Genomic DNA, 26,024 nt, shown 5'->3' with positions numbered 1-26,024 from the left:
GTTATTGTCCCTCCTTTTTCTTGCTCAGCTTCTGTAAGCCTACTCGAATAATATAGCCTGATGCTACGAAGAAGATAATTAACGCGATGATAATCGATACAATTTCTTCCGGTATACCAGCAGCATTTGGCATATTTAAAGCACCATATTTTAATGAACCAAAGAGTGATGCCCCGAATACTACGCCAAGCGGTGTATTTGCACCAAGTAAGGCTACGGCGATACCATCGAAACCAATTCCAGTGAAGCCAGGTTTAATGGATGCGTTTTGGAATGTACCTAGAGCTTCCATCGCTCCGCCAAGACCTGCAAACATACCTGAAATAGTCATGGCTAAAATAATGTTTTTGTTAACGCTCATACCAGCATAATCTGCAGCGTTTTTGTTGAACCCTACAGCTTTCAGCTCATATCCACGCGTTGTTTTTTCTAAAATGAACCACATAACAACAACCATTAATAGTGCAACAATGATCCCATAGTGAAGACTTGAGTTGTCTGTAAGCTCTCTTAAAAACGGAGAACGTAATGAAGCTGATTCATGGATACGTTCTGTTTTAAAGCTACCATCTGACAATTTTTTAATGACCGCGTTTGCAATATATAACGCAGTATAGTTAAGCATAATTGTCGCAATTACTTCATGCACTTTAAATTTCGCTTTTAAGAAACCTGCAATAAAGGCCCAAAATGCACCTGCTGCTGCTGCTGCAAGTAACGCCAAAGGTAAGTGTATAACTTTAGGTAGCTCAAATGCATAACCTACCCAAGCTGCTGCTAACCAACCTAAAATAAGCTGACCTTCAACACCAATATTAAACAGCCCTGTACGGAAGGCGAATGCTACTGCAAGTCCTGCTAATATATATGGTGTAATTTGACGAATTGTGTTCCCTATTGAATATGAATCTCCAAAAATACCTGTCCAAAGAGCGATATAACCTTGTACTGGGTCATAGCCACTGACTATCATGACGATAGCCCCTACAATTAAACCGATAATGATAGAGATGATAGGAACGAGTATATTAATGACACGATTTGACATTAGTCGTTCCCCTCCTTCGCATCATGCTTGTTATTTTTTTTACTTTGACCTGCCATTAATAATCCAAGCTCTTGTTCTGTTGTTTCTTTAGGATTTAATTCGTCCACAATTTGACCATCATAAATAACGGCAATGCGATCCGATACATTCATAACCTCATCTAATTCAAAGGAAATTAACAGAACAGCTTTCCCTTTATCACGTTGCTCAATAAGACGCGAGTGAATAAATTCAATCGCCCCTACGTCAAGACCTCGTGTTGGTAGAGCGGCAATTAATAAATCTGGATTACGATCAATTTCACGACCAATAATAGCCTTTTGTTGGTTACCACCAGATAATGCACGAGCAGGTGTCATTTCACCATTACCTGTACGTACGTCGTATTCTTTAATAATTTGATTGGCTTTCTCCGACACTTTTTTATAGTCCATTACAAAGCCTTTAGCTATAGGAGATTGGTAATACGTTTGTAGCGCAATATTATGACCAATCGGGAAATCTAGTACTAAACCATGCTTATGACGGTCTTGCGGAATATGCCCAACGCCTTCTTCTGTTATACTACGAGGCTTCAAATTTGTAATATTTTTACCATTCAGTTCAACAGTACCACTTTTAATTTTACGAAGACCTGTAATCGCCTCGATCAATTCTGATTGACCATTTCCATCTATACCTGCTATACCGACGATTTCACCCTTGCGAACCTTTAAGTTCAGACCTTTTACCTTATCAATATTACGGTAATCCGTTACGACTAAGTCATGGATAGCAAGTACTTCATCAGTTGGATTCGCATCCGTTTTTTCTGTTTTAAATTCAACTTGTCGGCCAACCATCATTTCAGCTAGCTGATCAGGATTTGTGTCAGCGGTTACAACAGTGCCAATTCCTTCACCTTTACGGATAATTGTTACACGATCGGACACTTCCATAATTTCTTTTAGCTTGTGGGTAATCAAAATAATAGATTTCCCCTCAGCAATAAGACGACGCATAATTTGAATTAATTCCGTAATCTCTTGTGGTGTTAAAGAGGCTGTTGGTTCATCAAAAATTAAAATTTCTGCACCACGGTATAATGTTTTTAATATTTCAACACGTTGTTGCATACCAACAGTGATATCTTCAATTTTGGCATTAGGATCTACATCCAAGCCATATTTCTCAGAAAGGGCTTGTACTTTTTTAGATGCATCTTTTATATTGACAATACCCATTTTAGTTGGCTCGGAGCCTAAAATAATATTTTCTGTTACTGTAAAATTCTCTACCAACATAAAGTGCTGATGCACCATACCAATCCCTAAATCATTGGCAACATTTGGGTTTGTAATTTTTACAGCATTCCCACGAACGCGAATTTCGCCACCCTCTGGTTGATACAAACCAAAAAGGACGTTCATCAAAGTCGATTTACCCGCACCATTCTCTCCAAGCAATGCATGGATTTCGCCTTGTTTCAGTTGGAGGGTGATATTATTATTCGCCACGAAATTACCGAATTCTTTCCGGATTCCTAGCATTTCAATCACATATTCCAATATTGTCACTCCCTTAATAGGCACTTTTATAAAGTAATTTCGCCTTAGCGTTTAGTATCTGCCTCTACTATGACTGATGGCACAGATTAGCAATACATCCAGTATTCGAAATATACATAAACTAGATGACCGTTAGAGCTTTTTTGCTACAGTTCTCTAATTCTTTAGACCGCTTTCGTTACCAAAGGCTATCTTTTATTTACTGATATAATCCCACCTATAGAGGTAGGTGTTTTGCTAAATTAATACAGGAAAGGTCATCGTTAGAAACCTTTCTTCTATTAACTTGTTACCATCATTATCAAAATCTTAATACTACCTCTAAAAGGTTCATATAAATCTAGTTAAATAGAGAATTGCGAATAATCTAAATATAACGATAGATTGAAAAATCATCATAAGGTCCTTCTTAAAAGTCCCTTATGATGATCAAAAGATGAATTATTTTTCCACTTTTTCTGGAACTTCGATTTCACCCTTAGCAATTTTTTCTTTATATTCATCGATTACTTTTTGTACATCTTCTGGAATTGCACCGCGAGAATCCGCAAGTTTAACTCCATCTTCAGCTAAACCATAAACAAGTGTTTCTCCACCAGGGAAGTCACCTTTTTTCGCTCTGTTTGAAATATCTACTACTGCTGTGTTAACTCCTTTTAACATAGAAGTTAAAGTTACGTTTGTTTTATCGTCTACTTTACCTTCTTCGTATTGGTCAGCATCTACACCGATAACCCATACATCTGCATTCGGATCTTTTGCTTTACGTTCTTTTGCTTCAGAGAATACACCATTACCAGTTGCACCAGCAGCGTGGAAGATGACATCTACACCTGAAGAGTACATGCTGTTAGCAGTGATTTTTCCTAGATCTGCTTTATCAAATGCACCAGTGTATTTTACTTGGATGTCGATATCTGGATTTACTGCTTTAGCGCCTTCAACAAAACCAGCGTGGAAGCGGTTAATAACTGGAATATCTACGCCACCTACGAAGCCGATTTTACCTGATTTAGACATTTTAGCTGCAGCAACACCAGCTAAGAAAGCACCTTCTTGCTCTTTGAACAGTACGTTTACTACGTTGTCTGCTTTCACTTCAGCATCAATCAACGCAAAGTGATTGTCTGGATTTTCAGCTGCTACTGCATCGATTGCATCAGCCATCATGAAACCGATACCATAAACTAAGTTAAAGTCACGACGCACTAAGTTGTTTAAGTTTGTTTCATAGTCAGCATCTGAAGCTGATTGTAGGTAGTCGAAACCACCATCACCTTTTTTAAGACCGTGTTCTTTTCCGTAAGCTTGAACACCTTCCCATGCAGATTGGTTGAATGATTTGTCATCAACGCCACCTACGTCAGTAACCATTGCTACTGAAAATGATTCTTCTGATGTTTCTCCACCTGAAGCGTTATCATTTTCTTTTGCAGGCTTTTCGTCTTTTGTACCACAAGCACCTAAAATTGCACTTGCCGCTAATACTGATGTTAATACTAAACCAAATTTACGTTTTTTCATTTAATTAACCCCCCAAAGGTATTGTAATTAGCAGGAAAAAAATTTAGAAATGTTCTACACCCGTTTACGAACTACATGGAAGCTGAATTTATCAGCTCGGAAATAATTTTTTGAATAGAGCACTACTTGATCATGGTCATCGTAATGCAACTGCTTTAACACTAAAAGAGCTGTTTCACGTCCACAGTTTAAAATCGGTGAAGCTTGTTCATGATACCCAACTGGATCAATGTACGTAACCGCATAGGCCACATGGATTTTTCCAGATTGCTCAAGAGCAGAGAACAGTGAAACTTCTTTTTTTTCGACAAAGTCAGTAGGCAGGAAGCTTGCGGGTAGCTTGTCTATACAGTAAACTACGGGCTCACCGTCCGCTGTTCTGACACGTTCAATTGTGAGTATTTTATCGTCGCCATCACATTGGAAGCGTTTTAAATCTTCCTCAGAAGGGATGTGCTCGGCCGCTTTTAAAAAACGCGAACCAGGCTCCATACCCGCTGCCTCGATCATAGAAGAAATGCTCGATAAATGCTCGATGCCTGATGTAAACAACGGCTTAGGGTTGACAAAAGTCCCAACCCCGTGTCGGCGCACAATCACATTTTCCTCTTCCAACAGTCGAAGTGCCTCTCTAAGTGTTGCTCGACTGACTCCGAGTGATTTCGATAATTCAAATTCTGAAGGCAGCTTTTCATTTTCTTTAAAAATGCCAGCCTCAATGTCAGATTTTAAACGATCGATTACTTGAAGATAGAGATGACGATGATCTGCTTTAATAGTCACATATATCACCACCAAAATCAGAGATCAGACATCTGATGTACAACATTCCTACTAATCGTTCATAAATATAACATTTTTGCAGAATGAAATAAACAGTTTTAAATAAAATCTGTTATAGAATTCATTCTTTCTTCAAATTCGTTGCAAATAAATGGACAAATATACAGAAAGGACCATCCACTTAATGTTTAATTGTCGTATTGATGAATAAGCACCTGACGAGGTTTACTGCCCTCAGGAGGCCCGACAATACCGCGTTGTTCCATCTGATCAACAATACGTGCTGCCCTTGAATATCCTATTCGGAAGCGACGCTGAAGCATGGAGACAGATGCTGTTTGCATACTTACCACTAATTGTACAGCTTCGTCATATAATTCATCGGTTTCCTCTAAAATCGTTTCTTCTTCAGTAGGAATCATCTCCTCTTGATACTGAGCCTTTTGCTGTTCTATAACAAAATTCACAACAGCCTCAACCTCTTGATCCGATAAAAAGGCTCCTTGTACCCGTTTTGGTTTCGATGCACCGGCTGGTAAAAATAACATATCTCCGCGACCAAGTAATCGTTCTGCTCCACCCATATCTAAAATCGTTCTCGAATCAATAGCTGAAGAAACTGCAAAAGCAATTCGGGATGGAATATTAGCTTTAATGACACCTGTTAAAACATCTACACTTGGTCTTTGCGTTGCAATAATCAAATGGATTCCTGCTGCACGTGCCATTTGGGCTAAACGGGTAATTGAATCCTCCACATCACTAGATGCGACCATCATCAAATCTGCTAACTCATCTACAATGACTACAATATAAGGTAGCTTAGGATGCTTTTCATCTGTCTGTTCATTGACCTTTTGTACATGATTATTATAGCCTTCAATATTTCGTGTTCCAGTATGTGAAAACAGGTCATATCGACGTTCCATTTCAGAAACAACTTTTTTCAAGGCTTGAGAAGCTTTTCGTGCATCGGTCACAACAGGCGCCAATAAATGGGGAATACCGTTATAAACGTTTAACTCCACCATTTTCGGGTCAATCATCATAAGCTTTACTTCATGTGGTTTTGTACGCATTAGTATGGATACTACTATGCCATTTATACAGACACTTTTCCCACTACCCGTTGAACCCGCTACTAGTAAATGCGGCATTTTATTGAGCTCTGCTAGCACTGCTTGTCCCGTAATATCTCGTCCAAATGCTACCTGCAACAATGCTTCTGGCTTAGCGCCATCCTTCGATTCTAATACCTCTCGTAAAGTAACAATGGCTACCTCACTATTTGGCACTTCAATACCAATGGCGGATTTCCCAGGGATTGGTGCCTCCATACGAATATCCTTGGCAGCCAGCGCTAATGCTAGATCATCTTGCAGATTGACAATTTTACTTACCTTGACACCAATATCAGGTAAGATTTCATATTTTGTAACGGCTGGTCCTAAATGAACTTGTGTGACCTTTGCCTTTACGCCAAAGCTTTGCAATGTTTGTTCAAGCTTTTTGGCGTTCGCCTGGATGACGGAATATTCTCCACTTTGGTCATGTTGTGGTGGTAATTGTAATAGATTATAAGATGGAAGCTGGTAGTCTGCATTTTCTACAGTATCTGTCCCTTGAATATGGACCTCATCCATAGCTTCATCGTGTTCATTGTCCACTATTTCTGTCTGATCAAATATAGTTCTTTCCTGAGATACATTTTGGGTAAATGCAGAAATAATAGGCTCATGATGTATTTCTTCTTCTTCTTGCTCAGGCATATCCGTAGTTTGATTGACCGCTGCAATCTCGTCCACACTTTCTGCTCTAGAACGACGATTGCTTGGCTTTTTAGGTGCATTTTTTTTCTTATCTCGATGTTTCTTTTTCCATTTACCAAATAAATCTGGCATTTTCTCTGCCAAATATGGCACTAATGCTTTTCCAGTAACCAAAATCAAGCCGATAAAGAAAATAACCCAAGCAACGACTCTTGCCCCTGATGCTTCAAATAGAACGTGAAGACCACTAAATAAAAGAGCACCAATCATTCCACCACCTAGTGCATTACTGCGATGAATAATCCCCTCGGTATTGATGAGAATTCGCCATGATTCACGGAGAACCGAATCAGATAATAAGCCACCTGATTTTGATAATTGTTCAAATAATATGCCATGACTAAAGATGGTTAAGCTCATAATAATGAGGAGCATACCTAGAATTAAGCGGTCTTTCATACCGACTTTTTTTCGACCAATCATCATTAATAACGCAACAAATATTAGCATAAATGGAACCGCAAAATGTAAATTTCCTAATAGAAACATTGCGAATGTTTGTAGCGTACGCCCGATCATACCATATTCAAAAATCATGATGACCGCAAGCGCAATTAAGAGCAGTCCTAGAATTTCATACATAAGTGGAGACATTTCTTTTTTTTCTGTTGTTGCTTTGCTTTTAGTAGCCTTTTTTCTTTTACTAACCGCCATTTCTATCACCTTCTTCTGCAATCCATTTTATATATGTAGCGAATCATACCATGTAGAACTCGAACATTTCAAAAAAAGGATTTTCCACCGCAATTGGGAGAAAATCCTTTTCCATTTACTTTTCCTCAAAGCCTTGACGATGAGTCATTTGTATTAATATTCCATAATAATTGGGATAATCATTGGACGACGCTTTGTTTTCTGGAATAGGTACGTATTTAAAGTGTCACGAATTTCTTGCTTAATATTCGTCCATTCAAATGTATCTTTCCCTACATATTTTTCAATGACAGTCCTTGCGATGTCCGATGCCTCAACCATTAACTCTTCTGATTCACGAACATATACAAAGCCGCGTGATAAAATTTCTGGACCAGATGCAATTTTCTTTTGGGCACGATTTAAGGTCACGACCACAATGAAAATACCATCCTGTGATAATAATTTACGATCACGAAGAACAATATTCCCCACATCGCCAACACCGATCCCATCAATTAAGACGTTACCAGCTTGTACACGTCCACTCATGCGCATCTTATTATTTTTATATTCAACAATATCCCCTTTATCAGCGATAAATATTTGGGATTTTTGCATGCCTAGCTGTTGAGCTAATTTAGAGTGGGCAATCAGCATACGATATTCCCCTTGAACAGGAATAAAATACTTTGGCTGCATTAAATTTAACATAAGCTTTAAATCTTCTTGACTACCATGACCTGATACGTGCACATTTTTGCTAGAAGTTAGAATTTCAGCCCCTGCTTTAGAAATGGAGTTCATCGTATTAGCCATTTGCACTTCCATACCAGGAGAAGGTGTAAATGTAATTAAAACTGTATCACCTTGCTTAATTTTAATGTCACGGTGATGCTTACGTACGATTTTTTCTAGAGCATCTAAAGGCTCCCCTTTATTGCCTGTTGTAATAATGATAATTTCATCGTCTTGATATTTTTGCATTTCTGAAATTGGAATAATCGTATCTTCTTCGACTGTTAAATAGCCAAGCTGTACACCTAAATCTACAGCCTTCTCTAATGGCTTCCCGACAATCACTACTTTACGGAATGATTTTTGAGCTTGAGCAAATACTTGTTGAATTCGGATAAAATTCGATGCATAAACAGCTACTAAAATACGACCTGGTGCTGAATGGAATGTTTTTGATAATTGTTCTTCAATGACAATTTCCGATGTTGTATAACCTGGTCGTTCAGCTTCGCAAGACTCAGATAATAGAATAAAGACGCCGTCTTCCCCTAACTGGGCCATTTTTGCTAAATCAGGTTTAAATTTACCTGTCGCTGATTGATCGAATTTGAACTCTCCTGTATGAACAATCGCGCCTTCAGATGTATGGAACACTACCCCTAACGAATCGGGAATACTATGTGTTGTGTGGAAGAATGTTACATACGTTGAGTTGAAATTCATACGACTACGGTTTGTTACTTCAAAAAACTTTACCTGATGTGGTGCAGGTAATTCTTTCAAATGTTCCTTTGCTAGAGCAATTGTTAATTTTGAGCCGTACACTGGTGCCTTTATTTTTTGCAATACATAGGCAATCGAGCCAATTGCATCTTCATGTCCGTGTGTTAAGAATATACCTTTCACACGCTCTTTATTTTCTTCTAAGTACGTAATGTCAGGGATCACGATATCGATGCCTAGCATCTCGTCCTCTGGGAACATTAAGCCGCTATCTACTACAAATAGCTCTTCATCAATTTCTACTACGTACATTGCTTTTCCAATTTCGCCCACACCCCCAAGAGGGATGATTCGAATCAGTTCATTTTTCTTTTTTGTCAATTTATTTCCTCCTAAAAAATATCCCGAACAGCAACCACTTAACATTTATTATACGGTTTGCTAAGCTTTTGCACAAATTAAAAATACATGTTTCACAACAGAAATATATTTTCTTATCTTTTCCTTATTGCTAGCAGATGGAAATACAGATATTGGAATCCTTATCGAAATAGAGTCATTAAAGTATTTTTGAGGATGAGAAGTTATGGATTTCTGAAATAAAAAGGAAGCCGATTTGAATGATCAGCCTCGCAGACTGTTGAAAAAGTCCATCGAGAAGTTCACTCTCTATACTTTTCTTCCTCTTGCACTTTCAATATTTGGTAAATCACTGCCGATATCCACATACGCTTCGAGCAAAGTTGCTCTATTAAGTTACTTGCCATGTCCAAATAGCCAGTTTCTTTAAATTCATGGCAGCCAAAGCAAGCATCGCCTGCATGGACAATTTTTTAGAGGATATCTAAATAAAAAATCTATAGCAGCTTTTAGTTTTCGCACGAAATGATCTTTGGGAATTCATTGATCAATCGAAGGGGCATATTCCTAGCGTACAAGCAATTAAGCTAGTTCAAATTGTTCACGTTCATTGATTTGATTTTCCGTCATCATGGTTGACCACCTCATAACTTTAAATGAATAAGAAGTTCTTTATGTAGAAATTGAGTGGAGTGAATTGCGGGAAAGTCGAGATTCTGGACTGAGCGGATATTTTCTGTGCGAAAGCAAAGCAGCAACAAAGTGAGGGAAGCAGATCGACCCCGCACATAGTGGAAATCAACGGCTTTACTTTTTTTATCTTATGGTAAAAGAAAAAAGACTGTAGCCAACTCAAAATTCATTGAGTTCGTCTACAGTCCGCGAGACTGATTTGAATGATCTGCCTCGTTTTTATTTATCTAAAACTTCTCGCTTTTTCTTGATACGTATCCCAAATGTTATCAAAGTTAGCCTTCTCTTCATCGGTCATTTCCATCATTGGCAAGCGAACATTGAGTGTATCAAAGCCTAGTTTTGTCATTGCATATTTAATAGGTGAAGGGTTTGGTTGAGCGAACAGCGCGCGTACAAGAGGTAATAATGCTCGGTGAATTTTAGCTGCTAGCTTATGATTTCCTTCTTCAAACGCTTTAATCATTAATTGCATATCATTGCCTACTACATGAGCAGCGACGGAAATAATGCCTGCCCCGCCAATCGCCATTAGTGGCAATGTTAGGCCATCATCTCCGCTATACACTAAGAAATCATCATCTGGATCAACATTTTCAATAACATCACCCATCTGATCCAAATTGCCGCTTGCTTCTTTAATCCAAGCAATGTTAGGAATCTTACTTAATGCAACAGAAGTTTCATAGGCCACATTCACACCAGTACGCCCAGGGACATTATAGAGCATAACTGGTAGACTCGTTTGTTTAGCAATCGTTTCAAAGTGAGCAAAGATCCCACGTTGATTTGGTTTATTGTAGTAAGGAGCTACAAGCATGATGCCATCTGCTCCATTTTCTTCTGCTTTATGGGTCATGGCTATAGAGTATGCTGTTTCATTGTCCCCTGTACCAGCAATAACTGGCACACGACCAGCTACCTTTTCTACTGTAAAACGAACAACCTCTATTTTTTCTTCAGTAGACATTGTTGGATTTTCAGAAGTCGTACCACAAGCAACAATACAATCTGTACCATTGTCGATCAAATGATTAATAATACGTTCTAATTCTGGATAATTTATCGTGCCATCATCTTTAAACGGCGTAATCATAGCCGTTCCAATTCGACCTAAATTCATCCTTACACCCCTCTTATAGTAAGTTATCCTCAAGCATTGCTTCTGCAATTTGGATAGAGTTTAATGCAGCGCCTTTTAATAGATTGTCAGAAACGATCCATAGATGGAATCCTTTTTTGTTGTCTAAATCTTGACGGATACGTCCTACAAAAGTAGCGTCTTCCCCTTCTGCATAAATAGGCATTGGGTAAGTTTGTGTTGCAATATCATCTTGTAATACTAAACCTGGTGCATTGCGTAATACGTCAAAAATCTCTTGGATTGATGTTTCTTTCTCTACCTCAATATAAACAGACTCTGAGTGACCTGAAACGACCGGCACACGAACGCAAGTAGCAGCAACTTTTAGCCCTGGTGCATGCATAATTTTTTTCGTCTCATTAATCATTTTCATTTCTTCGTATGTAAATCCGTTATCTGTGAATTTATCAATTTGTGGAATGACATTACGAGCGATTGGGTAATGGCGCTTATCACTACCAGATGGTAAAATATTTGCTTCTACATCCCTACCGGCTTCCCAGTTTGCGCTTTGTGTTTTTAATTCTTCAATAGCAGAAATACCTGCACCTGAAACCGCCTGATACGTTGAAACAAGCACTTTTGTTAATCCAAATGCTTTACGAATTGGCTCAAGTGCAGCTACCATTTGAATTGTCGAGCAGTTTGGATTTGCAATAATCCCTTTATGCTTCGCCAGATCGCCTCGATTCACTTCAGGTACAACAAGTGGTACCTCTGGATCCATTCGGAAATGGCTCGTATTGTCAATAACTACCGCACCACGCTTTGCTGCTTCGGGTGCAAGCACAGCTGATACTGAACCACCAGCTGAGAATAAAGCGACATTGACGCCTTCAAAAGCTTCAGGTGTCGCTTCTTCAATTGTATATGTTTGACCATTAAACTCGATTGATTTTCCTGCTGAACGTGCAGATGCTAGAAATTTAATGTTCCCTATTGGAAATTTACGTTTGATTAATTGCTCCATCATTTTTGATCCTACTGCTCCTGTTGCTCCAACAACCGCAACTGTTAACTGCTTTGTCATCTGTCATCTCTCCTTGAATACAAGTTCCATAATGTGTGCTATTGTATCACAAAAATACTGAAAATTGTGTGTAATCTATGATTTATTTGAAATATTGTATCAACAGCGGTTGTAATTGCTTTTTCTGCGTAATTGCTGCATGAACAGTATCTACCATTTGGTCAAAATCAGCAATTAGAGAATTTGGTTTGGAGTGAGGAGAGTCCTGACCAAATGGGATAAAATAAATATTTTTGGCATTTAACAACTTCATTATATTTATTCCATTTAAGCCCAGTGCATCATTTGTTGAAATTCCTAACACTACAGGTGATCCATTACGTAAAGTTGCCTTTGCTGCCATAAGAACAGGGCTATCTGTGGCCGCATTGGCAAACTTACTAATACTATTACCTGTCATTGGAGCGATTACCATTGCATCCAGTGGATTGGATGGACCAAATGGCTCCGCTTCTTTTATAGAAGAAATAACTTTTTCTCCAGTTAAAGCTTCTATTTTTGCAATCCATTCCTCCCCTGTACCAAAGCGTGTAGCTGCATGTAAAACGGAATGGGTAATGATTGGTATAACTGTTGCACCAACATCCATAAAATTTTGAATTTTAGGTATGACATCTTCATACGTACAATGAGAGGCTGTAATACCTAGGCCAATTCGTTTCCCCGTTAACAATTTTCTTCCTCCTCTATGGCCTTGCACAGAATTTCAGCAGCATCATGTGCAAAGTATTTCCCAGGCAATGATGGCAACAGTACATATGTTTGCAGTTGCTCAGCATCTATATCCAAACAGCCTGGCTCTGAGGCTAAATCATATAAAACTGCTGGAACATGATCTTTAAACGATTCTGTAATCCATTTAGCTGGAATGGTATTAATAAATGTACCTTCATTAATTGACCATAAACGATCATCTAAGTCCGTAGCTTTATAGCCATATGCTTTAGCTTCACTCACTTGTACAACCGAACGTGCAACAATATGAACATTTGCCCCCATTTTAACTAGTAAAGAAGCGAGCATTTTTGCGATACGTCCGAAACCTGCGATTGTAAAGTTTTGTCCGTAAATACATTTTTGCTCGAGTCCGTAAAACGTGGCGATAAACCCCTCTGCTGTTAATCTAGCATTTTGCCAAATAAACGATTCTTGTTGCAAATAGCAAAGGGATTCATTTTTTTCTAGCAGATGCTTCCAGTGCATCGTTAAACGACCTGTATAGAATTTAACCTGTGATATACCATATAGCTGTTCTACTTCTATTTTTAAAGGCAGGATAGGTAGAATAATTTTATTTGGTTGAAATTCTAAAACAAGTTTATTTAACTCCTCGTTCCAAACTGTCGTTCTTTTATAAAACACTGTTCTCGATGGACTTCTTAACATTGTTGCTAGTTCTTTTAATCTGGAGTCCTCACCGATAACGAGCCATTTTTCGTTTTCCAAAAGCTCACCTCACTGTAAATATTCTGACTGTACTGTAGATGTCTTGTTAAATAAAATTCGATCTTCACCAATTAATATAATTTCGTGCCAAGGTATCATTTCACTAACCTTCATTTTCTTTTTTTGGAAAGGTAATTTATCTTTGACAATCTCAAAACCATGTATTTTTCCTGTTTGCACATCTAATAGGCATTCTGTATGAGCCAGGATGCCAAAATGTACACCACCCTCAATTTGAATTAACTCTTTATCCACCATCTCAGATAGTAGCATTCCTCATCTCCCTCCTTGAGCCGTTACCTCAATATATGCCGAGTTTTTGTAAATCGTGCCCCCTACCAAAAGTAGGAATATATTGCATTTCCGCTCCAAGGTGTATATAGTGTATATATACAGTTATAAGAGGTGAGGATTTTGCATATCCATTTAAGCAATGCCAGTGATAAGCCCATATATGAGCAAATCACCATCCAGCTCAAAGAAGCCATTCTAGCTAATAAATTGCAAGCAGGTGATGACCTACCATCCATTCGTGCTTTAGCTAAAGATTTAAAAATAAGCGTAATGACTACTAAACGAGCCTATGCCGATTTAGAACGGGATGGCTTTATTGAAACAGTCGCTGGGAAGGGAAGCTTTGTAACGGAACGTAACCAGGATTTCCTGCGTGAGGAGCTCTTGCGACAAGTAGAGGAACATGTACTGAAAGCCGTAAAATTAGCGAAAACAGCTGGTCTATCAAATGAAGAATTACAAGATTTAGTCACTTTAATGTTAGAGGGGGATCATTAAGATGAATGCTATTGAAATTCATGACTTACATAAAGGATTTGAAGGTTTTTCACTAAAAGATGTAAGTTTTTCAGTACCTCAAGGAACAGTAATGGGCTTTGTTGGAGAAAATGGAGCTGGAAAATCGACAACGATTAAATGCATGCTTAATTTAGTAAAAAAAGAATACGGCGATATATAACTTTTAATAAAGATCATGTCGAACATGAGCAATCGATAAAAAAGGACATTGGCGTGGTTTTTGACGAATTACACGTACCCGAAACGCTGACTGCTACTCAGCTCGACAAAATTATGAAAAAGGTATTTAAAACATGGGATACAGACTATTACTTCGAACGATTAGCTCAATTTAACGTACCAAAGAAGAAAAAAATCAAGGAACTATCGCGAGGCATGAGGATGAAGCTATCAATTGCATTAGCATTGTCCCATCATCCGAAGCTCTTAATTTTAGATGAACCAACAAGTGGTTTGGACCCCATTATTCGCGATGAAATTTTAGATTTATTTTTAGCATTTATGCAGGATGAAACACACAGTATTCTTTTTTCTTCCCATATTACAAGTGATTTAGAAAAAATAGCCGACCATATCACCCTTATTCATAATGGAGAAATTTTATTGAGTGAAAGTAAAGATGCCCTTTTATATGAGTATGGCATTTTCAAAGGAAGTCTTGAGGAGGTAAACGAATTACCTGAGCATGCGATTATAAGAAAGCGCAATGGCGTATTTGGAATCGAGGCATTAGTACTTAAAAAGGAAGTAAATGAGATTTTTAAACTTGAAAGACCCTCTATCGAAGATATTATGCTATTTTTCGTGAAAGGGTGTGTTTGATTATGATTGGTTTACTAGTAAAAGATTTTATGACCATTCAGCGTCAAATGAAGTCACAATTATTTGTCATACTTTTTCTCCTTATTATGGCTATTCTTATGCGAGAAACTTCTATGCTTTTAGCTGTTATTGTTTTTATTGTTACCATTCAAGCCATTACTGCCCTTGCGTATGATGAACAATGCAACTGGGATAAGTACGCTAATACCTTTCCAATTACGAAAGCTGATATTGTGCTTAGTAAATACTTACTAAGCGTGTTATTAATGCTAATCGGTCTTGTCATTGCTCTACCAATCATTTTTCTTATTCATCAATTGAGCAGTAATGAGATGACTGCTCAATTTTTCCTCACGTTTATGATGATTGTAACATCGGCCCTTTGTCTTTTAGCCGTTTTTTTACCTATTTATATTAAATATGGCTCTCTAAAAGGAAGAATGGTTCTGATTGCACTTTGTCTTATCCCTGGCTTTTTAATGGGGATGTTTAAAGGGGATATACCCACAATGATTATGACATTTTTAGATTTAAAGCAATTAATCTATTTTACACCTTTCGCTGGACTTCTGTTACTGTGGCTATCCTCACTCATTTCTACAGAAATCTATAAACGAAAAGAATTCTAGGGGTGATTCCATGCGTGCCTTATTAGTACAAAGATTTATCGTACAAAGATGGACTATCCTTTTTGCAATCACTATCTGTTTCGTTCTTTATTTCATACGCTTGCCTTATTTAGATAGCCCATCCATTTGTCTATTTGTTGTAGTTGTTTCCGCTAGCCTCGTTGAAAATTTATATAAAGGGGATCGTCAAGTAAAATGGGAAGTTTATGTTAATAGCTTGCCTCTTTCAAAGAAAGTCCAATTACAGTCGGATTTCCTTTTTTGCTATGCCTTTGTTGCAAGTCTCTTTATTTTAATTGCACCCTTGTACTTTTCACAGACTGAAGCGTCTACAAATTTTATTGGGCATTTTGCCATGTATTTTGGTTTTATCAGTAGCTCTTTTTTTCTTCTTTCTAGTCAATTTTATATTCAACAGCTCGAGGAAACGGAGAAAATGCGATCTTTACGGATGCTTACAGCTACAGTGCTAATTATAGCTCTTAATTCAGTTGTTCATTTTTATTTATCACTAGTAGGAGGGAATCTTTTCGTCTTGTTAATCCCTACGCTTATAAGTATCTTTAGTAGCTGGTTAGTTTTTCAAAAATGTCTTCATTTATTGATGACACGAGAAATATTTTAACAGTCAAAAAAAATAGGCTGCCCTTAAGGCAACCTATTTTTTATCTACAACTACATGAATTAATGTATCATTGGCAATATCAATCGTAAAGGCTTTCCCAAATCCAACAACATAACGCCCCTCTATTGGTGTTAGTTCGAATAAAGAAAAATCAAGTGAGCGCAACAACTCCATCATTTTTGCATTAAACAGTTGATCGAATGTCGCAAATATATCCTCATGACCTTCATTACCTAATTTTTTCGGCCTACATTGCCAACGTGCTCGCTCTGGAGCAAATGGATTGGCTGTTACGGCCTCATCTGCTACACATATTAAATCAACCACTTCAGATTGATCCATGAGTTGGTAATGCTCTGCTACTTGGCTAATATAAACATAAAACTTTCCGTTGAGTCGCACAAAAGGCGTAGTACTACTAAAAGGCTTACCTTCCCCATTCACGAAGCTTAACACACAGTTTTTTTTACTTTGTATAAAGTTTTCATAATCTTGTTTTACTTGTTCAATATCAACTGCTTTTGGCATATTATTCCCCCTATACTCTTACCGTATTTTTTAATTGAATTCTCGGAGCATTATCCCAAGATACATATTGAATTTCAGCTTCCATACGATATATTTGTTGGATCATTTGTTCAGTCATAACTTCATCCGGTGTCCCTATTTGTGCTCGGTTACCATCCTTTACAACGACGATTTTATCGCTGTAACTAGAGGCTTGGTTCAAATCATGAAGCACCATCACAACTGTCATACCCATATCACGATTAAGCTCCCGTACTAATTCTAGCACTTCATGCTGATGAGCAATATCTAAAAAGGTCGTGGGCTCATCCAATAATAAGACTTGTGGCCGTTGTGCCAAAGCCATCGCAATCCATGCTCGCTGTGCCTCACCACCAGACAAAGCGGCTATTGGTTTTTCTTTATATTGGGAGAGATAGGTTTTTTCCAATGCCCAATCAATAATTGCCTCATCCTCTGCATTCAGGCGTTCAAACCACTTTTTATGCGGATATCGACCATAGGCCACTAAACTTTTGACAGAAATATCGCTCGGTGCTTGGTTTTGCTGACTCAGCATACACATTTTGCGTGCAATTTCCTTTGAGGATAGTCGACGCATATTTTCTCCTTCAAACAGGATATTCCCATCACTGTACGGCTGCATCCGTGCAATCGCCTTTAATATCGTTGATTTACCAGAGCCATTCGGTCCAATAATCGATAGAATCTCGCCTTGTTCCACTTCAAATGAAAAATTATGGACAACTTCCTTTTGTTCATAGCTGATGGATAGCTGTTCAATTTTTAACATTAAAACGCCCTCTTTCTCATTAAGTATAAGAAGTAAGGTCCACCGATTACCGCCATTAAAATACCCGCCGGAATATCAAGTGGTGCAAATAATGTACGTCCGCCCGTATCGGCAACCAATAAAACAATCGCCCCCAAGGCCATACTCATAGGCAACATGTATTTATAATCAGAACCAACTAATAATCTCGCCATATGAGGTACAATTAATCCAACAAAGCTGATCATTCCCACTGCAGCAACAGATATCGCTGCTAAAAAGACAGCTAATATTGATAGCATAATACGAATACGTGTTACACTTTCCCCTAAATTAGTAGCGACCTGATCGCCCAAACGGATAATGTTAGCTTTGCGAATCGCAAATATGGATAGTATCCAGCCTATAATGGCGTACAAATAAATCATATGCAGCGATGCATTTCCTTTTGCAGCGAGACTACCATTCATCCATTGTACTGCCGATGGTAGACGATCACTATATAAAATCGACAAAAATCCAATGACGCCCCCACATAAAGCATTTACTGCAACCCCTGATAAAATAATGGTGATTGGGGTAATGCCTGTCCGTCTCCAGGCGAGTGCATAGACAATTGCTGCGGCAATTAAACCACCAACAAAGGCGGCGATAGGAATTAAATGAGTTAATTCTGGATTTGCTAAAAGGATTATCAATACAAATGCTGCAGCACCACTTGTTACCCCTGTTAAACCCGGATCTGCTAATGGATTTCCCATGACTGCCTGTAGTAAAGCCCCTGATATAGCTATACTTGCGCCAATAATTAAAGCTAGTAACACGCGGGGAAGGCGGATATCCCATATAATCGTTGTATACACACCCTCTTGACCACGACCATTGATAAGGGTCGATAAAATATCAGGTATAGAAATATGGACACTACCTAATCCTATTGCTATTACTGCGGCTAATATGGTTACCACAAATGTCGTGATAATAATCATGCGACTTCTTGCTGTAAGAATCATACCTCTACCTCACGAACTTATTTATAGAAATAATCTGCAATTGTTGTTAGTGCTGTCTCAGCATTTGTAATAGATGTGACACCGAAAATACTGTAATCAAGCATATAGATTTTGTCATTTTTGTATGCTGATAATTGTTGCCAAGCACTATTTTTTTCAATCTCTTGTTTAAATTTATCTTCATTCGCTCCATGATCGCCAGACGCTAAGACAAACACAATATCTGGATCTGCTACAACAATATCTTCTAAATTCATTGGTGAATAAGTAGATTCTGCTTTTAATACTGATTTCGCAATATTATCTGCTCCCAATCTTTCGACTAAGCTTCCTAAATAGGATTTGTCGTTCATTACCATAAAGGAATCAGATGTTCCGATAACCAGCATAACAGATGGTAGTTCTTTTCCTTGTGCTTGCTCTTCCAGCTCTTTTTCTTTTGCTACAAGATTTTGCAAGATTTCATTTACTTTGTCTTCCTTATCAAAGTATGTACCTAGCACCTTAAAACTTAATTTTAAGTCATCATACGAATCTGTTGGTAAATAAGCTGTTGGAAGATTCATTCCCTGTAGTGCTTGATCTAATGAGCTTTGTAGAGAAGAAGCGCCAAGAATCAAATCTGTTTGTAAACTCGAAATAACTTCTAAATCTGGTGACATAGGTGAACCAATTTTTGTAATCGAATCAAAGTCTGATGGTATCGGATTTGTCGATGTTGGTACTCCCACTGGTGTGATCTCCAAAAGATGTAGCATTTCTGTTAAAGGAACTGATGTCGTCACAATTTTTTCTGGAACGGTTGTAGGAAAGCTTGCTAATGCCTTCTGAAAGGCTTCTTCATCAACACCATCTTGAAATTCCTCTTTTTTGACTGTCGAAGTATCAGCAGCTTCATCTTGCTTTGCTACTTCTTCCTTTTGAATTTCTTTGTCTGCAACTTTCTCTTCTTGGTCTGCACAGCCAACCAGTGCTAATGATAATGCGAATGTACTAACATATAGCCATTTTTTCATATCTACTATTTCCTCCGTGTAAATGAAAATGATTTTCAATATCAATTATACTACCAAAGTTAATTGATAATTACAATGCCTAATTGATAATATAAATAAAAAGGAGGTGTCTCAATAATCATTTGAGACACCTCCTTTAAGACTATACGATGAGGTATTTTATTCGCTTGGTCCAATAATTGAAATGGCCGGCTCTGCTTTCAAAATTTTAGCAATCAATCGATCCACTGAGTCCATGGATACAGCCTCTATAGACGCCAGTACCTCGTCTACTGTACGATGTTTACGATGAACAAGCTCACTCGTACCATTTCGATTCATACGTGCGCCAGTTCCCTCCAACCCTAGAACAAAGCTACCTTTCAGCTGCTCTTTTGCATTATCAAGCTCTTCTTCTGTGACACCACCTGCGACAATATCGAGTAAAGTAGCATCAATAGTATGTTGTAGCTGTGATAATTGCTGACGGCTAGTACTGCCATAAATGGTGAATGCCCCAACATCTGCATAACAGGATTGGTAAGAGAAAATAGAATAAGCTAGACCTCTTTCTTCACGCACCTCTTGAAACAATCGTGAGCTCATATTACCACCAATAATATTATTTAACGCAATAAAGCTATACATATCAGGGTCCTTTACACCAATAGCCGGATAGGATATAGCTAAATGTGCTTGCTCAGTATCTCGGATTTTCGAAATTTCTCCAGGATGAAATGAAGGATTTGTCAGCACAGGCGCAATCGCAACTGTGGAAGGCTGATATTGTCCAAATAATTGTTCAATCGTTGCCATGAGTTGAGGTGAAATATTGCCCGCAATGGAAATCACCACTGACTCTGGACCGTAATGTTTGTCCATATAATGGCGAATCGCCTCTGCAGTAAATGTCTTTAATGTAGCTGCACTGCCCAATATCGGACGGCCCAGTGCATCATTGGGATACATAACACTCCACAGCTTTTCATGCACATCATCATCCGGAGCATCTTCGCTCATTAAAATTTCCTCTAATACGACTTGTCGTTCTTTTTCTAGTTCTTCTTCTGCAAATGTAGAATTAAAAAACATATCAGCCAAAATAGAGACTGCTAGCTCTGCATGATGATCTAAAACTTTTGCATAATAACACGTATTTTCCTTAGATGTGAAAGCATTTAATTCTCCACCTATCCGATCAAATTCTTCCGCAATTTGACGAGCTGAACGACTTGGTGTTCCTTTAAACAACATATGCTCTATAAAATGTGTAATACCGTTCTCTTCAGGTAGTTCATAGCGTGAACCCGCATTTACAAAAATACCTAAAGCAACAGATCTTACATGGTTAATTTGCTCCGACACAATACGAACACCATTCTGACATGTATGTACTTGAACCAAAAAATCTCCCCCAACTATATATTTCTTTATGATGATAAACTATTTAAAAAGGCTGCGCATTAGACGCAGCCTTTTATCTTTATTATTTTTGTTGTTCAGCGCGTTCTTTTTCCTCTTGTAGTACTACTTTACGAGATAAATTCACACGACCTTGTTTGTCAATTTCAATTACTTTTACTAGTAATTGATCGCCAAGTTTTAAGACGTCTTCCACTTGCTTTGTACGTTCCTCCTGAATTTCAGAAATGTGAAGCAAGCCATCTTTACCTGGGAAGATTTCACAAAACGCACCGAATTTTTCAATACGCTTCACTGTCGATAAGTAGTATTCCCCTACTTTAGCTTCACGTACGATATCTTCAATAATTTGTTTTGCGCGTGCATTCATTTCTTCATTAGCAGAAGAAATATAGATTGTACCATCTTGTTCTGTATCAATCTTAACGCCCGTTTCTTCAATAATTTTATTAATTTGTTTTCCGCCAGGTCCAATAACATCGCGAATTTTATCTGGATTGATTTTAACAATCACGATTTTTGGTGCAAATTCAGATAATTGTGTACGTGGCTCTGCAAGTGTCGCAAGCATTGATTCTAAAATATGCATACGACCTACTTTAGCTTGTGTCAATGCTTCTTCTAAAATATTGCGTGATAGGCCATCGATTTTAATGTCCATTTGTAGAGCTGTTACACCTTTAGCTGTACCAGCCACTTTAAAGTCCATATCACCTAGATGATCTTCCATACCTTGAATATCTGTTAAAATAGAATAATGTTCACCTTTTTTAATAAGGCCCATTGCAATACCTGCAACTGGTGCTTTTAAAGGAACACCAGCATCCATCATAGCTAATGTAGATGCACAAATAGAGGCTTGAGATGTTGAACCATTTGATTCAAGTACTTCTGATACACAACGAATTGTATATGGGAAAACAGACTCATCAGGAATAACTGCTTCCAGTGCACGTTCTCCTAAAGCTCCATGACCAATTTCACGACGACCTGGTCCACGAATTGGTCCTGTCTCACCAACCGAGAATTGAGGGAAATTATAGTGGTGCATGAAGCGTTTTGATTCTTCGACACCTAAACCGTCAATAATTTGTACATCACCAAGCGCACCTAACGTACAGATAGAAAGTGCTTGAGTTTGTCCACGTGTAAATAGACCTGAACCGTGAGTACGTTGTAATATTCCTGTTTCAGAGGAAAGTTGTCGAATCTCGTCTAGTTTACGACCATCTGGACGAATTTTATCTTCAGTGATCTGACGACGTACTTCATCTTTTACCATCTTATCAAGTATTGTATAAACCTGCTTCATCGTATCATCATCTGCTTCTTGCTCTTCATAGGAAGCAATAATACGATCTTTTACAGCTTGAATCGCTTCGTCACGAGCATGTTTCTCAGCAGTTTGAATAGCATCATGCATATCCGTCTCACAAGCAGCCTTTATATCCGCTTGGATTGCTTCATCAATTTCAAATAATGTAACTGGTTTCTTTTCTTTTCCTACCTCAGCCACAATTTGCTCTTGGAATGCGATAATTTTTTTAATTTCTTCATGTCCAAACATAATCGCTTCTAACATCACTTCTTCTGGAACTTCAAGTGCGCCAGCTTCAACCATGTTGATAGCGTCCTTGTTCCCTGCTACAGATAAATGAATTGTCGATTGGTTCGATTGTTCCACTGTTGGATTCACAATGAACTCCCCGTTAATATAACCAACTTGTACACCTGCGATCGGTCCATCAAATGGAATGTCAGAAATAGCCAAAGCTAATGAAGAACCAACCATTGCTGCCATTTCAGACGTACAGTCAGAATCATTTGACATAACCATAGAGATCACTTGAACTTCGTTACGGAAACCATCTGGGAACATCGGACGGATTGGACGGTCGATTAAACGGCTCGCCAATATAGCTTTCTCAGATGGACGCCCTTCACGCTTAATAAAGCCGCCAGGAATTTTACCTGCAGCATATAGACGTTCTTCATAATTTACTGTTAATGGGAAGAAATCAAGTGGTTTTGGTGATTTTGACATTGTGGCTGTAGATAATACGGAAGTATCGCCATAGCGTACTAATACAGCTCCGTTTGCTTGTTTTGCTAACTGTCCTACTTCAATTACAAGTGGACGGCCAGCCCATTCGTAGGAATAGACTTTCTTTTCGTTCATTCAATGAACCCCTCTCTATTATAAAAACACTTACTTCGTCTGTATGTACTAATTGTAAGTGTACCAAAAATGCTTGTTCTATGCTCAAAAATATTTCTTGAAATAATCATACATTTAAATTCAGTTATTGCCAATTTATTTAAGATTTATTTCTATATTTTATTGAAAAAACATTTTTATACTTTTGTTATATGGAATTGACTTAAATTGATCCTTCCTGACGAAAAGTAATGTATGTAAATAGATATAAATGCTTCTTCACATTATTATTTCAAGTGCAGGCTATACACAATAGATTTATTATACCACGGTACTTGTCATACAACATCCTACTAGTATAAAGAAAGTTAAGTATGTAGTAAAGTTTAAGTGTGTCAAGAGAGAAAAATTAAAATAAATGCCCCGTCAAACTAGCATTCACGGGGCATTTCATGTCTCTTTTATGTAAATTATGTAGTTTTAGACAGCGGTCTAGCTATTTTATCTTTGTTTTTTGCTGTTTGAATCTTATTGCTGATAGCTGGAATGACGAAACGATCCAATCCAAACTTACCGGCATTGAAACCAGCTGCTGCTATAAAGATAGCGAGTAAAATATCCCAAGGATTACTTGATATAGTACCTGCCATTAAAAATGCAAAGTTCATAACCATCCCAAAAAATGCAGCATACGTTGTTAAACATCCAAGTATTAATCCTAGGCCAACTAAAAACTCTCCCCAAGGAATAAGGAAATTAATAATTTCAGCATTGGGTAAAGCAAATGTTTCAATAAACTTTACATATAGTGGATATGCTAACTCCTCGCCGCCAGTTACTGGATTTGCTATTGCATTTGCTAAAAAACCGGATGCATCAAATCCATTCATCAATTTTCCCCAACCGGCTGTTAGCCAATGCCAACCTAGATAGATGCGAATAATTGTCAAAATCCCTGCAACAATATTATTCTCTCTTAATATTTTGTTAAACATCCAACTGCACCTTCTCACCATAAAATTTTGTTTTCACATTTCACAAGCTGAAGTAATCTGTTAAAGGCCATTCATGGCTAAATAAAAACGATTACTATTCAATTCGTTCTTGATTCAACTCGATTGGACAATAAAGCTAGATTCACATAGGACTGGTTGAATTTGGTTGCGAAATGTGATTAGAATATATCACCCTTTTATTGGTTAGAACATGTTTTTTCTAGCTCGTTCACCGGAGCGTAAAAAAGTTATGGCTTATTATCGAACAAAATAAAAATGGAGATGAGAAGTGAGCTACCCTAAAAGGTCATTTGCATTTTTCAATAAAAAAAGACTGTAGACAAAACATAAGTTTGTCTACAGCCCGCTGTAATTAGCGACGTAAGCCTAAACGGTTGATTAGTTCACGGTAACGTTGTACGTCAGTTTCACGAAGATATTTTAATAAGTGACGACGACGACCTACCATTTTAAGAAGACCACGCTCAGAGTGGAAATCTTTTTTGTGTGTACGTAAGTGAGTATTTAGAGCATTGATTTCTGCTGTTAATACTGCAACTTGTACTTCTGGTGAACCAGTGTCACTTTCGTGAGTACGGTACTCAGCGATAATTTCGTTTTTACGTTCTTTTGTAATAGCCATTTGTATGGACCTCCTAAGAAAAATTATTTATCCCCACTAGCACAGTAAACGTTGGAGTCTTCGATATACCGAGCTAAGGTTGAGCATTATGCACTTATGAATGTTACCATAAATGATTGGGTCAAGCAAGTATAAACCATTACTTAGTTGACTCTATTGTAGATCGTTAAAATATTGTATAGCTTCTTGTTTATCTTTTTCGATTTGCGTTTTTAAAGCATCAATACCGTCAAATTTTCTTTCGCTTCGAATACGTTTATACCAAGCTACATGTACTTCTTCGCCATAAATATTCTTATCAAAATTTAAAATATGAACCTCAATGGACAATTGCTTATCGTTTGGATCTTTAAACGTTGGTTTGTAGCCTACATTGCAGACACCATCATACCAAGCATTTTGGACTAGCAGACGAACAGCATAGACCCCACTTGCCGGAATAAAAGTACCTTCTAAAGCTTGGACATTTGCAGTTGGGAAGCCAATTGTTCGACCACGTTTATCACCATGTACAACCATTCCGTTAATTTCAAATGGTCGTCCTAATAATGTTCTCGCTGCTTCCATATCACCCTCTTGTAAAAGTAGGCGAATACGGGTTGAGCTGATTTTCTCCACATCATCCGTTCTCTTCTCAACAATTGTCACACCATAATCACCATTGCTTAATGCACGCATATCTTCCATTGTCCCTTTACCAAATGCCCCAAATGAATAATCGAAGCCAGCTGTCACATGTTGAATATTTAATCCACGAATAAATGTATCAATAAATGCGGCTGGAGATAGCTTAGCAAAATCAGATGTGAAATGAACAACAAATACTGTATCCACGCCTTGTTCTTCAAAAAGCTGCAATTTCTGCTGTAAGAGGGTAATATAAAAAACCTTTTCGTTACGCCCTCCAAGGACTAATGATGGATGCGGGTCAAATGTCATTACTGCGCTTGGAATTTGACGCTTCTCTCCCTCTTGCTTTGCCGCCTTGATAACAGCCTGATGCCCTCTATGTACACCATCGAAAAAGCCAAGCGCTAATGAATAGGGCTGCATGCTTTCTCTTTGCTGTAATTGATGTGGGTATTTTAAATGAATGACCTCCATTGAAAAA

25 protein-coding genes are annotated in these 26,024 nt (G+C 38.0%); 5 read left to right on the top strand and 20 right to left on the bottom strand.

Annotated elements, in window-relative coordinates:
• Window position 1 precedes the first annotated feature (1 nt).
• The 11 genes from MKX57_RS05490 to MKX57_RS05440 all read right to left on the bottom strand — a co-directional run bounded on the left by MKX57_RS05490 (window position 2) and on the right by MKX57_RS05440 (window position 13,771).
• Window positions 2–1,048: an ABC transporter permease gene (locus MKX57_RS05490; RefSeq protein WP_008178943.1), complete on the bottom strand. Its 1,047-nt coding sequence runs from the start codon at window positions 1,046–1,048 to the stop codon at window positions 2–4.
• On the bottom strand, window positions 1,048–2,595 hold the full coding sequence (locus MKX57_RS05485; protein ID WP_043990541.1) for an ABC transporter ATP-binding protein: 1,548 nt from the start codon (window positions 2,593–2,595) through the stop codon (window positions 1,048–1,050). Before MKX57_RS05485 ends, MKX57_RS05490 begins: the two co-directional genes overlap by 1 nt.
• A gap of 441 nt (window positions 2,596–3,036) precedes the next feature.
• A complete protein-coding gene (locus tag MKX57_RS05480) occupies window positions 3,037–4,119 on the bottom strand; it encodes a BMP family protein (RefSeq protein WP_008178948.1) in 1,083 nt (360 codons plus the stop codon).
• 54 nt (window positions 4,120–4,173) lie between these two features.
• Entirely contained in the window at window positions 4,174–4,902 is a 729-nt protein-coding gene (locus tag MKX57_RS05475) for a GntR family transcriptional regulator (protein WP_008178950.1), read from the bottom strand.
• A 188-nt stretch (window positions 4,903–5,090) separates the two neighbouring features.
• Window positions 5,091–7,385, bottom strand: a complete 2,295-nt coding sequence (locus tag MKX57_RS05470; protein WP_090001035.1) for a DNA translocase FtsK — start codon at window positions 7,383–7,385, stop codon at window positions 5,091–5,093.
• A gap of 153 nt (window positions 7,386–7,538) precedes the next feature.
• The gene (locus MKX57_RS05465; protein WP_012293318.1) at window positions 7,539–9,206 is read right to left on the bottom strand and encodes a ribonuclease J; all 1,668 of its coding nucleotides are present in this window, start codon (window positions 9,204–9,206) and stop codon (window positions 7,539–7,541) included.
• 895 nt (window positions 9,207–10,101) lie between these two features.
• Window positions 10,102–11,001 carry a 4-hydroxy-tetrahydrodipicolinate synthase gene (gene dapA / locus MKX57_RS05460; RefSeq protein WP_008178954.1) on the bottom strand — a complete coding sequence of 300 codons (900 nt, stop codon included), beginning with the start codon at window positions 10,999–11,001 and terminating at the stop codon, window positions 10,102–10,104.
• Between the two features lie 13 nt (window positions 11,002–11,014).
• Entirely contained in the window at window positions 11,015–12,052 is a 1,038-nt protein-coding gene (locus tag MKX57_RS05455; RefSeq protein WP_008178955.1) for an aspartate-semialdehyde dehydrogenase, read from the bottom strand.
• An 82-nt stretch (window positions 12,053–12,134) separates the two neighbouring features.
• Window positions 12,135–12,725: a dipicolinate synthase subunit B gene (locus MKX57_RS05450; RefSeq protein WP_008178956.1), complete on the bottom strand. Its 591-nt coding sequence runs from the start codon at window positions 12,723–12,725 to the stop codon at window positions 12,135–12,137.
• On the bottom strand, window positions 12,719–13,498 hold the full coding sequence (locus MKX57_RS05445; RefSeq protein WP_008178957.1) for an NAD(P)-dependent oxidoreductase: 780 nt from the start codon (window positions 13,496–13,498) through the stop codon (window positions 12,719–12,721). Before MKX57_RS05445 ends, MKX57_RS05450 begins: the two co-directional genes overlap by 7 nt.
• Before the next feature lie 9 nt (window positions 13,499–13,507).
• Entirely contained in the window at window positions 13,508–13,771 is a 264-nt protein-coding gene (locus tag MKX57_RS05440; RefSeq protein ID WP_004224966.1) for a hypothetical protein, read from the bottom strand.
• Window positions 13,772–13,912: 141 nt separating this feature from the next.
• Here MKX57_RS05440 and MKX57_RS05435 point away from each other — a divergent pair, with 141 nt between their 5' ends.
• From MKX57_RS05435 to MKX57_RS05415, 5 genes are read left to right on the top strand one after another with little or no spacing between them, the layout of a single operon-like run.
• Entirely contained in the window at window positions 13,913–14,290 is a 378-nt protein-coding gene (locus MKX57_RS05435; RefSeq protein WP_342532318.1) for a GntR family transcriptional regulator, read from the top strand.
• Between the two features lies 1 nt (window position 14,291).
• Window positions 14,292–14,471 (top strand): ATP-binding cassette domain-containing protein, encoded by a 180-nt coding sequence (locus MKX57_RS05430; RefSeq protein ID WP_342532317.1) that lies wholly within the window; start codon window positions 14,292–14,294, stop codon window positions 14,469–14,471.
• A 53-nt stretch (window positions 14,472–14,524) separates the two neighbouring features.
• Window positions 14,525–15,133 (top strand): ABC transporter ATP-binding protein, encoded by a 609-nt coding sequence (locus MKX57_RS05425; RefSeq protein ID WP_342532316.1) that lies wholly within the window; start codon window positions 14,525–14,527, stop codon window positions 15,131–15,133.
• A 2-nt stretch (window positions 15,134–15,135) separates the two neighbouring features.
• Complete coding sequence (locus MKX57_RS05420) at window positions 15,136–15,762, top strand: ABC-2 transporter permease (protein ID WP_090001031.1); 627 nt, start codon at window positions 15,136–15,138, stop codon at window positions 15,760–15,762.
• A 10-nt stretch (window positions 15,763–15,772) separates the two neighbouring features.
• Complete coding sequence (locus tag MKX57_RS05415) at window positions 15,773–16,387, top strand: ABC-2 transporter permease (RefSeq protein WP_008178964.1); 615 nt, start codon at window positions 15,773–15,775, stop codon at window positions 16,385–16,387.
• A 33-nt stretch (window positions 16,388–16,420) separates the two neighbouring features.
• On the opposite strand, the gene MKX57_RS05410 is transcribed toward MKX57_RS05415, so the two are convergent.
• The 9 genes from MKX57_RS05410 to ribF all read right to left on the bottom strand — a co-directional run bounded on the left by MKX57_RS05410 (window position 16,421) and on the right by ribF (window position 26,017).
• Window positions 16,421–16,915, bottom strand: coding sequence for a heme iron utilization protein (locus tag MKX57_RS05410; RefSeq protein ID WP_342532315.1), 495 nt, complete (start codon window positions 16,913–16,915; stop codon window positions 16,421–16,423).
• A gap of 10 nt (window positions 16,916–16,925) precedes the next feature.
• Window positions 16,926–17,708 (bottom strand): ABC transporter ATP-binding protein, encoded by a 783-nt coding sequence (locus MKX57_RS05405; protein WP_089985355.1) that lies wholly within the window; start codon window positions 17,706–17,708, stop codon window positions 16,926–16,928.
• Window positions 17,708–18,700, bottom strand: coding sequence for an iron ABC transporter permease (locus tag MKX57_RS05400; RefSeq protein WP_008178967.1), 993 nt, complete (start codon window positions 18,698–18,700; stop codon window positions 17,708–17,710). The genes MKX57_RS05405 and MKX57_RS05400 overlap by 1 nt, the downstream gene beginning before the upstream one ends.
• A gap of 17 nt (window positions 18,701–18,717) precedes the next feature.
• Window positions 18,718–19,716, bottom strand: coding sequence for an ABC transporter substrate-binding protein (locus MKX57_RS05395; protein ID WP_239354280.1), 999 nt, complete (start codon window positions 19,714–19,716; stop codon window positions 18,718–18,720).
• 159 nt (window positions 19,717–19,875) lie between these two features.
• Window positions 19,876–21,099 carry a pitrilysin family protein gene (locus MKX57_RS05390; protein ID WP_096363736.1) on the bottom strand — a complete coding sequence of 408 codons (1,224 nt, stop codon included), beginning with the start codon at window positions 21,097–21,099 and terminating at the stop codon, window positions 19,876–19,878.
• A gap of 82 nt (window positions 21,100–21,181) precedes the next feature.
• Window positions 21,182–23,296 carry a polyribonucleotide nucleotidyltransferase gene (gene pnp, locus MKX57_RS05385; protein WP_008178973.1) on the bottom strand — a complete coding sequence of 705 codons (2,115 nt, stop codon included), beginning with the start codon at window positions 23,294–23,296 and terminating at the stop codon, window positions 21,182–21,184.
• Window positions 23,297–23,745: 449 nt separating this feature from the next.
• Window positions 23,746–24,270: a DoxX family protein gene (locus MKX57_RS05380; RefSeq protein ID WP_008178975.1), complete on the bottom strand. Its 525-nt coding sequence runs from the start codon at window positions 24,268–24,270 to the stop codon at window positions 23,746–23,748.
• A gap of 373 nt (window positions 24,271–24,643) precedes the next feature.
• Complete coding sequence (gene rpsO / locus MKX57_RS05375; protein WP_008178982.1) at window positions 24,644–24,913, bottom strand: 30S ribosomal protein S15; 270 nt, start codon at window positions 24,911–24,913, stop codon at window positions 24,644–24,646.
• A gap of 153 nt (window positions 24,914–25,066) precedes the next feature.
• Window positions 25,067–26,017: a riboflavin biosynthesis protein RibF gene (gene ribF / locus MKX57_RS05370; protein ID WP_342550830.1), complete on the bottom strand. Its 951-nt coding sequence runs from the start codon at window positions 26,015–26,017 to the stop codon at window positions 25,067–25,069.
• Window positions 26,018–26,024 lie beyond the last annotated feature (7 nt).

The sequence above is a fragment of the Lysinibacillus sp. FSL M8-0216 genome (assembly GCF_038595555.1).
GTDB lineage: Bacteria > Bacillota > Bacilli > Bacillales_A > Planococcaceae > Lysinibacillus > Lysinibacillus fusiformis.
This window is presented reverse-complemented; position numbering and strand designations above follow the sequence as displayed.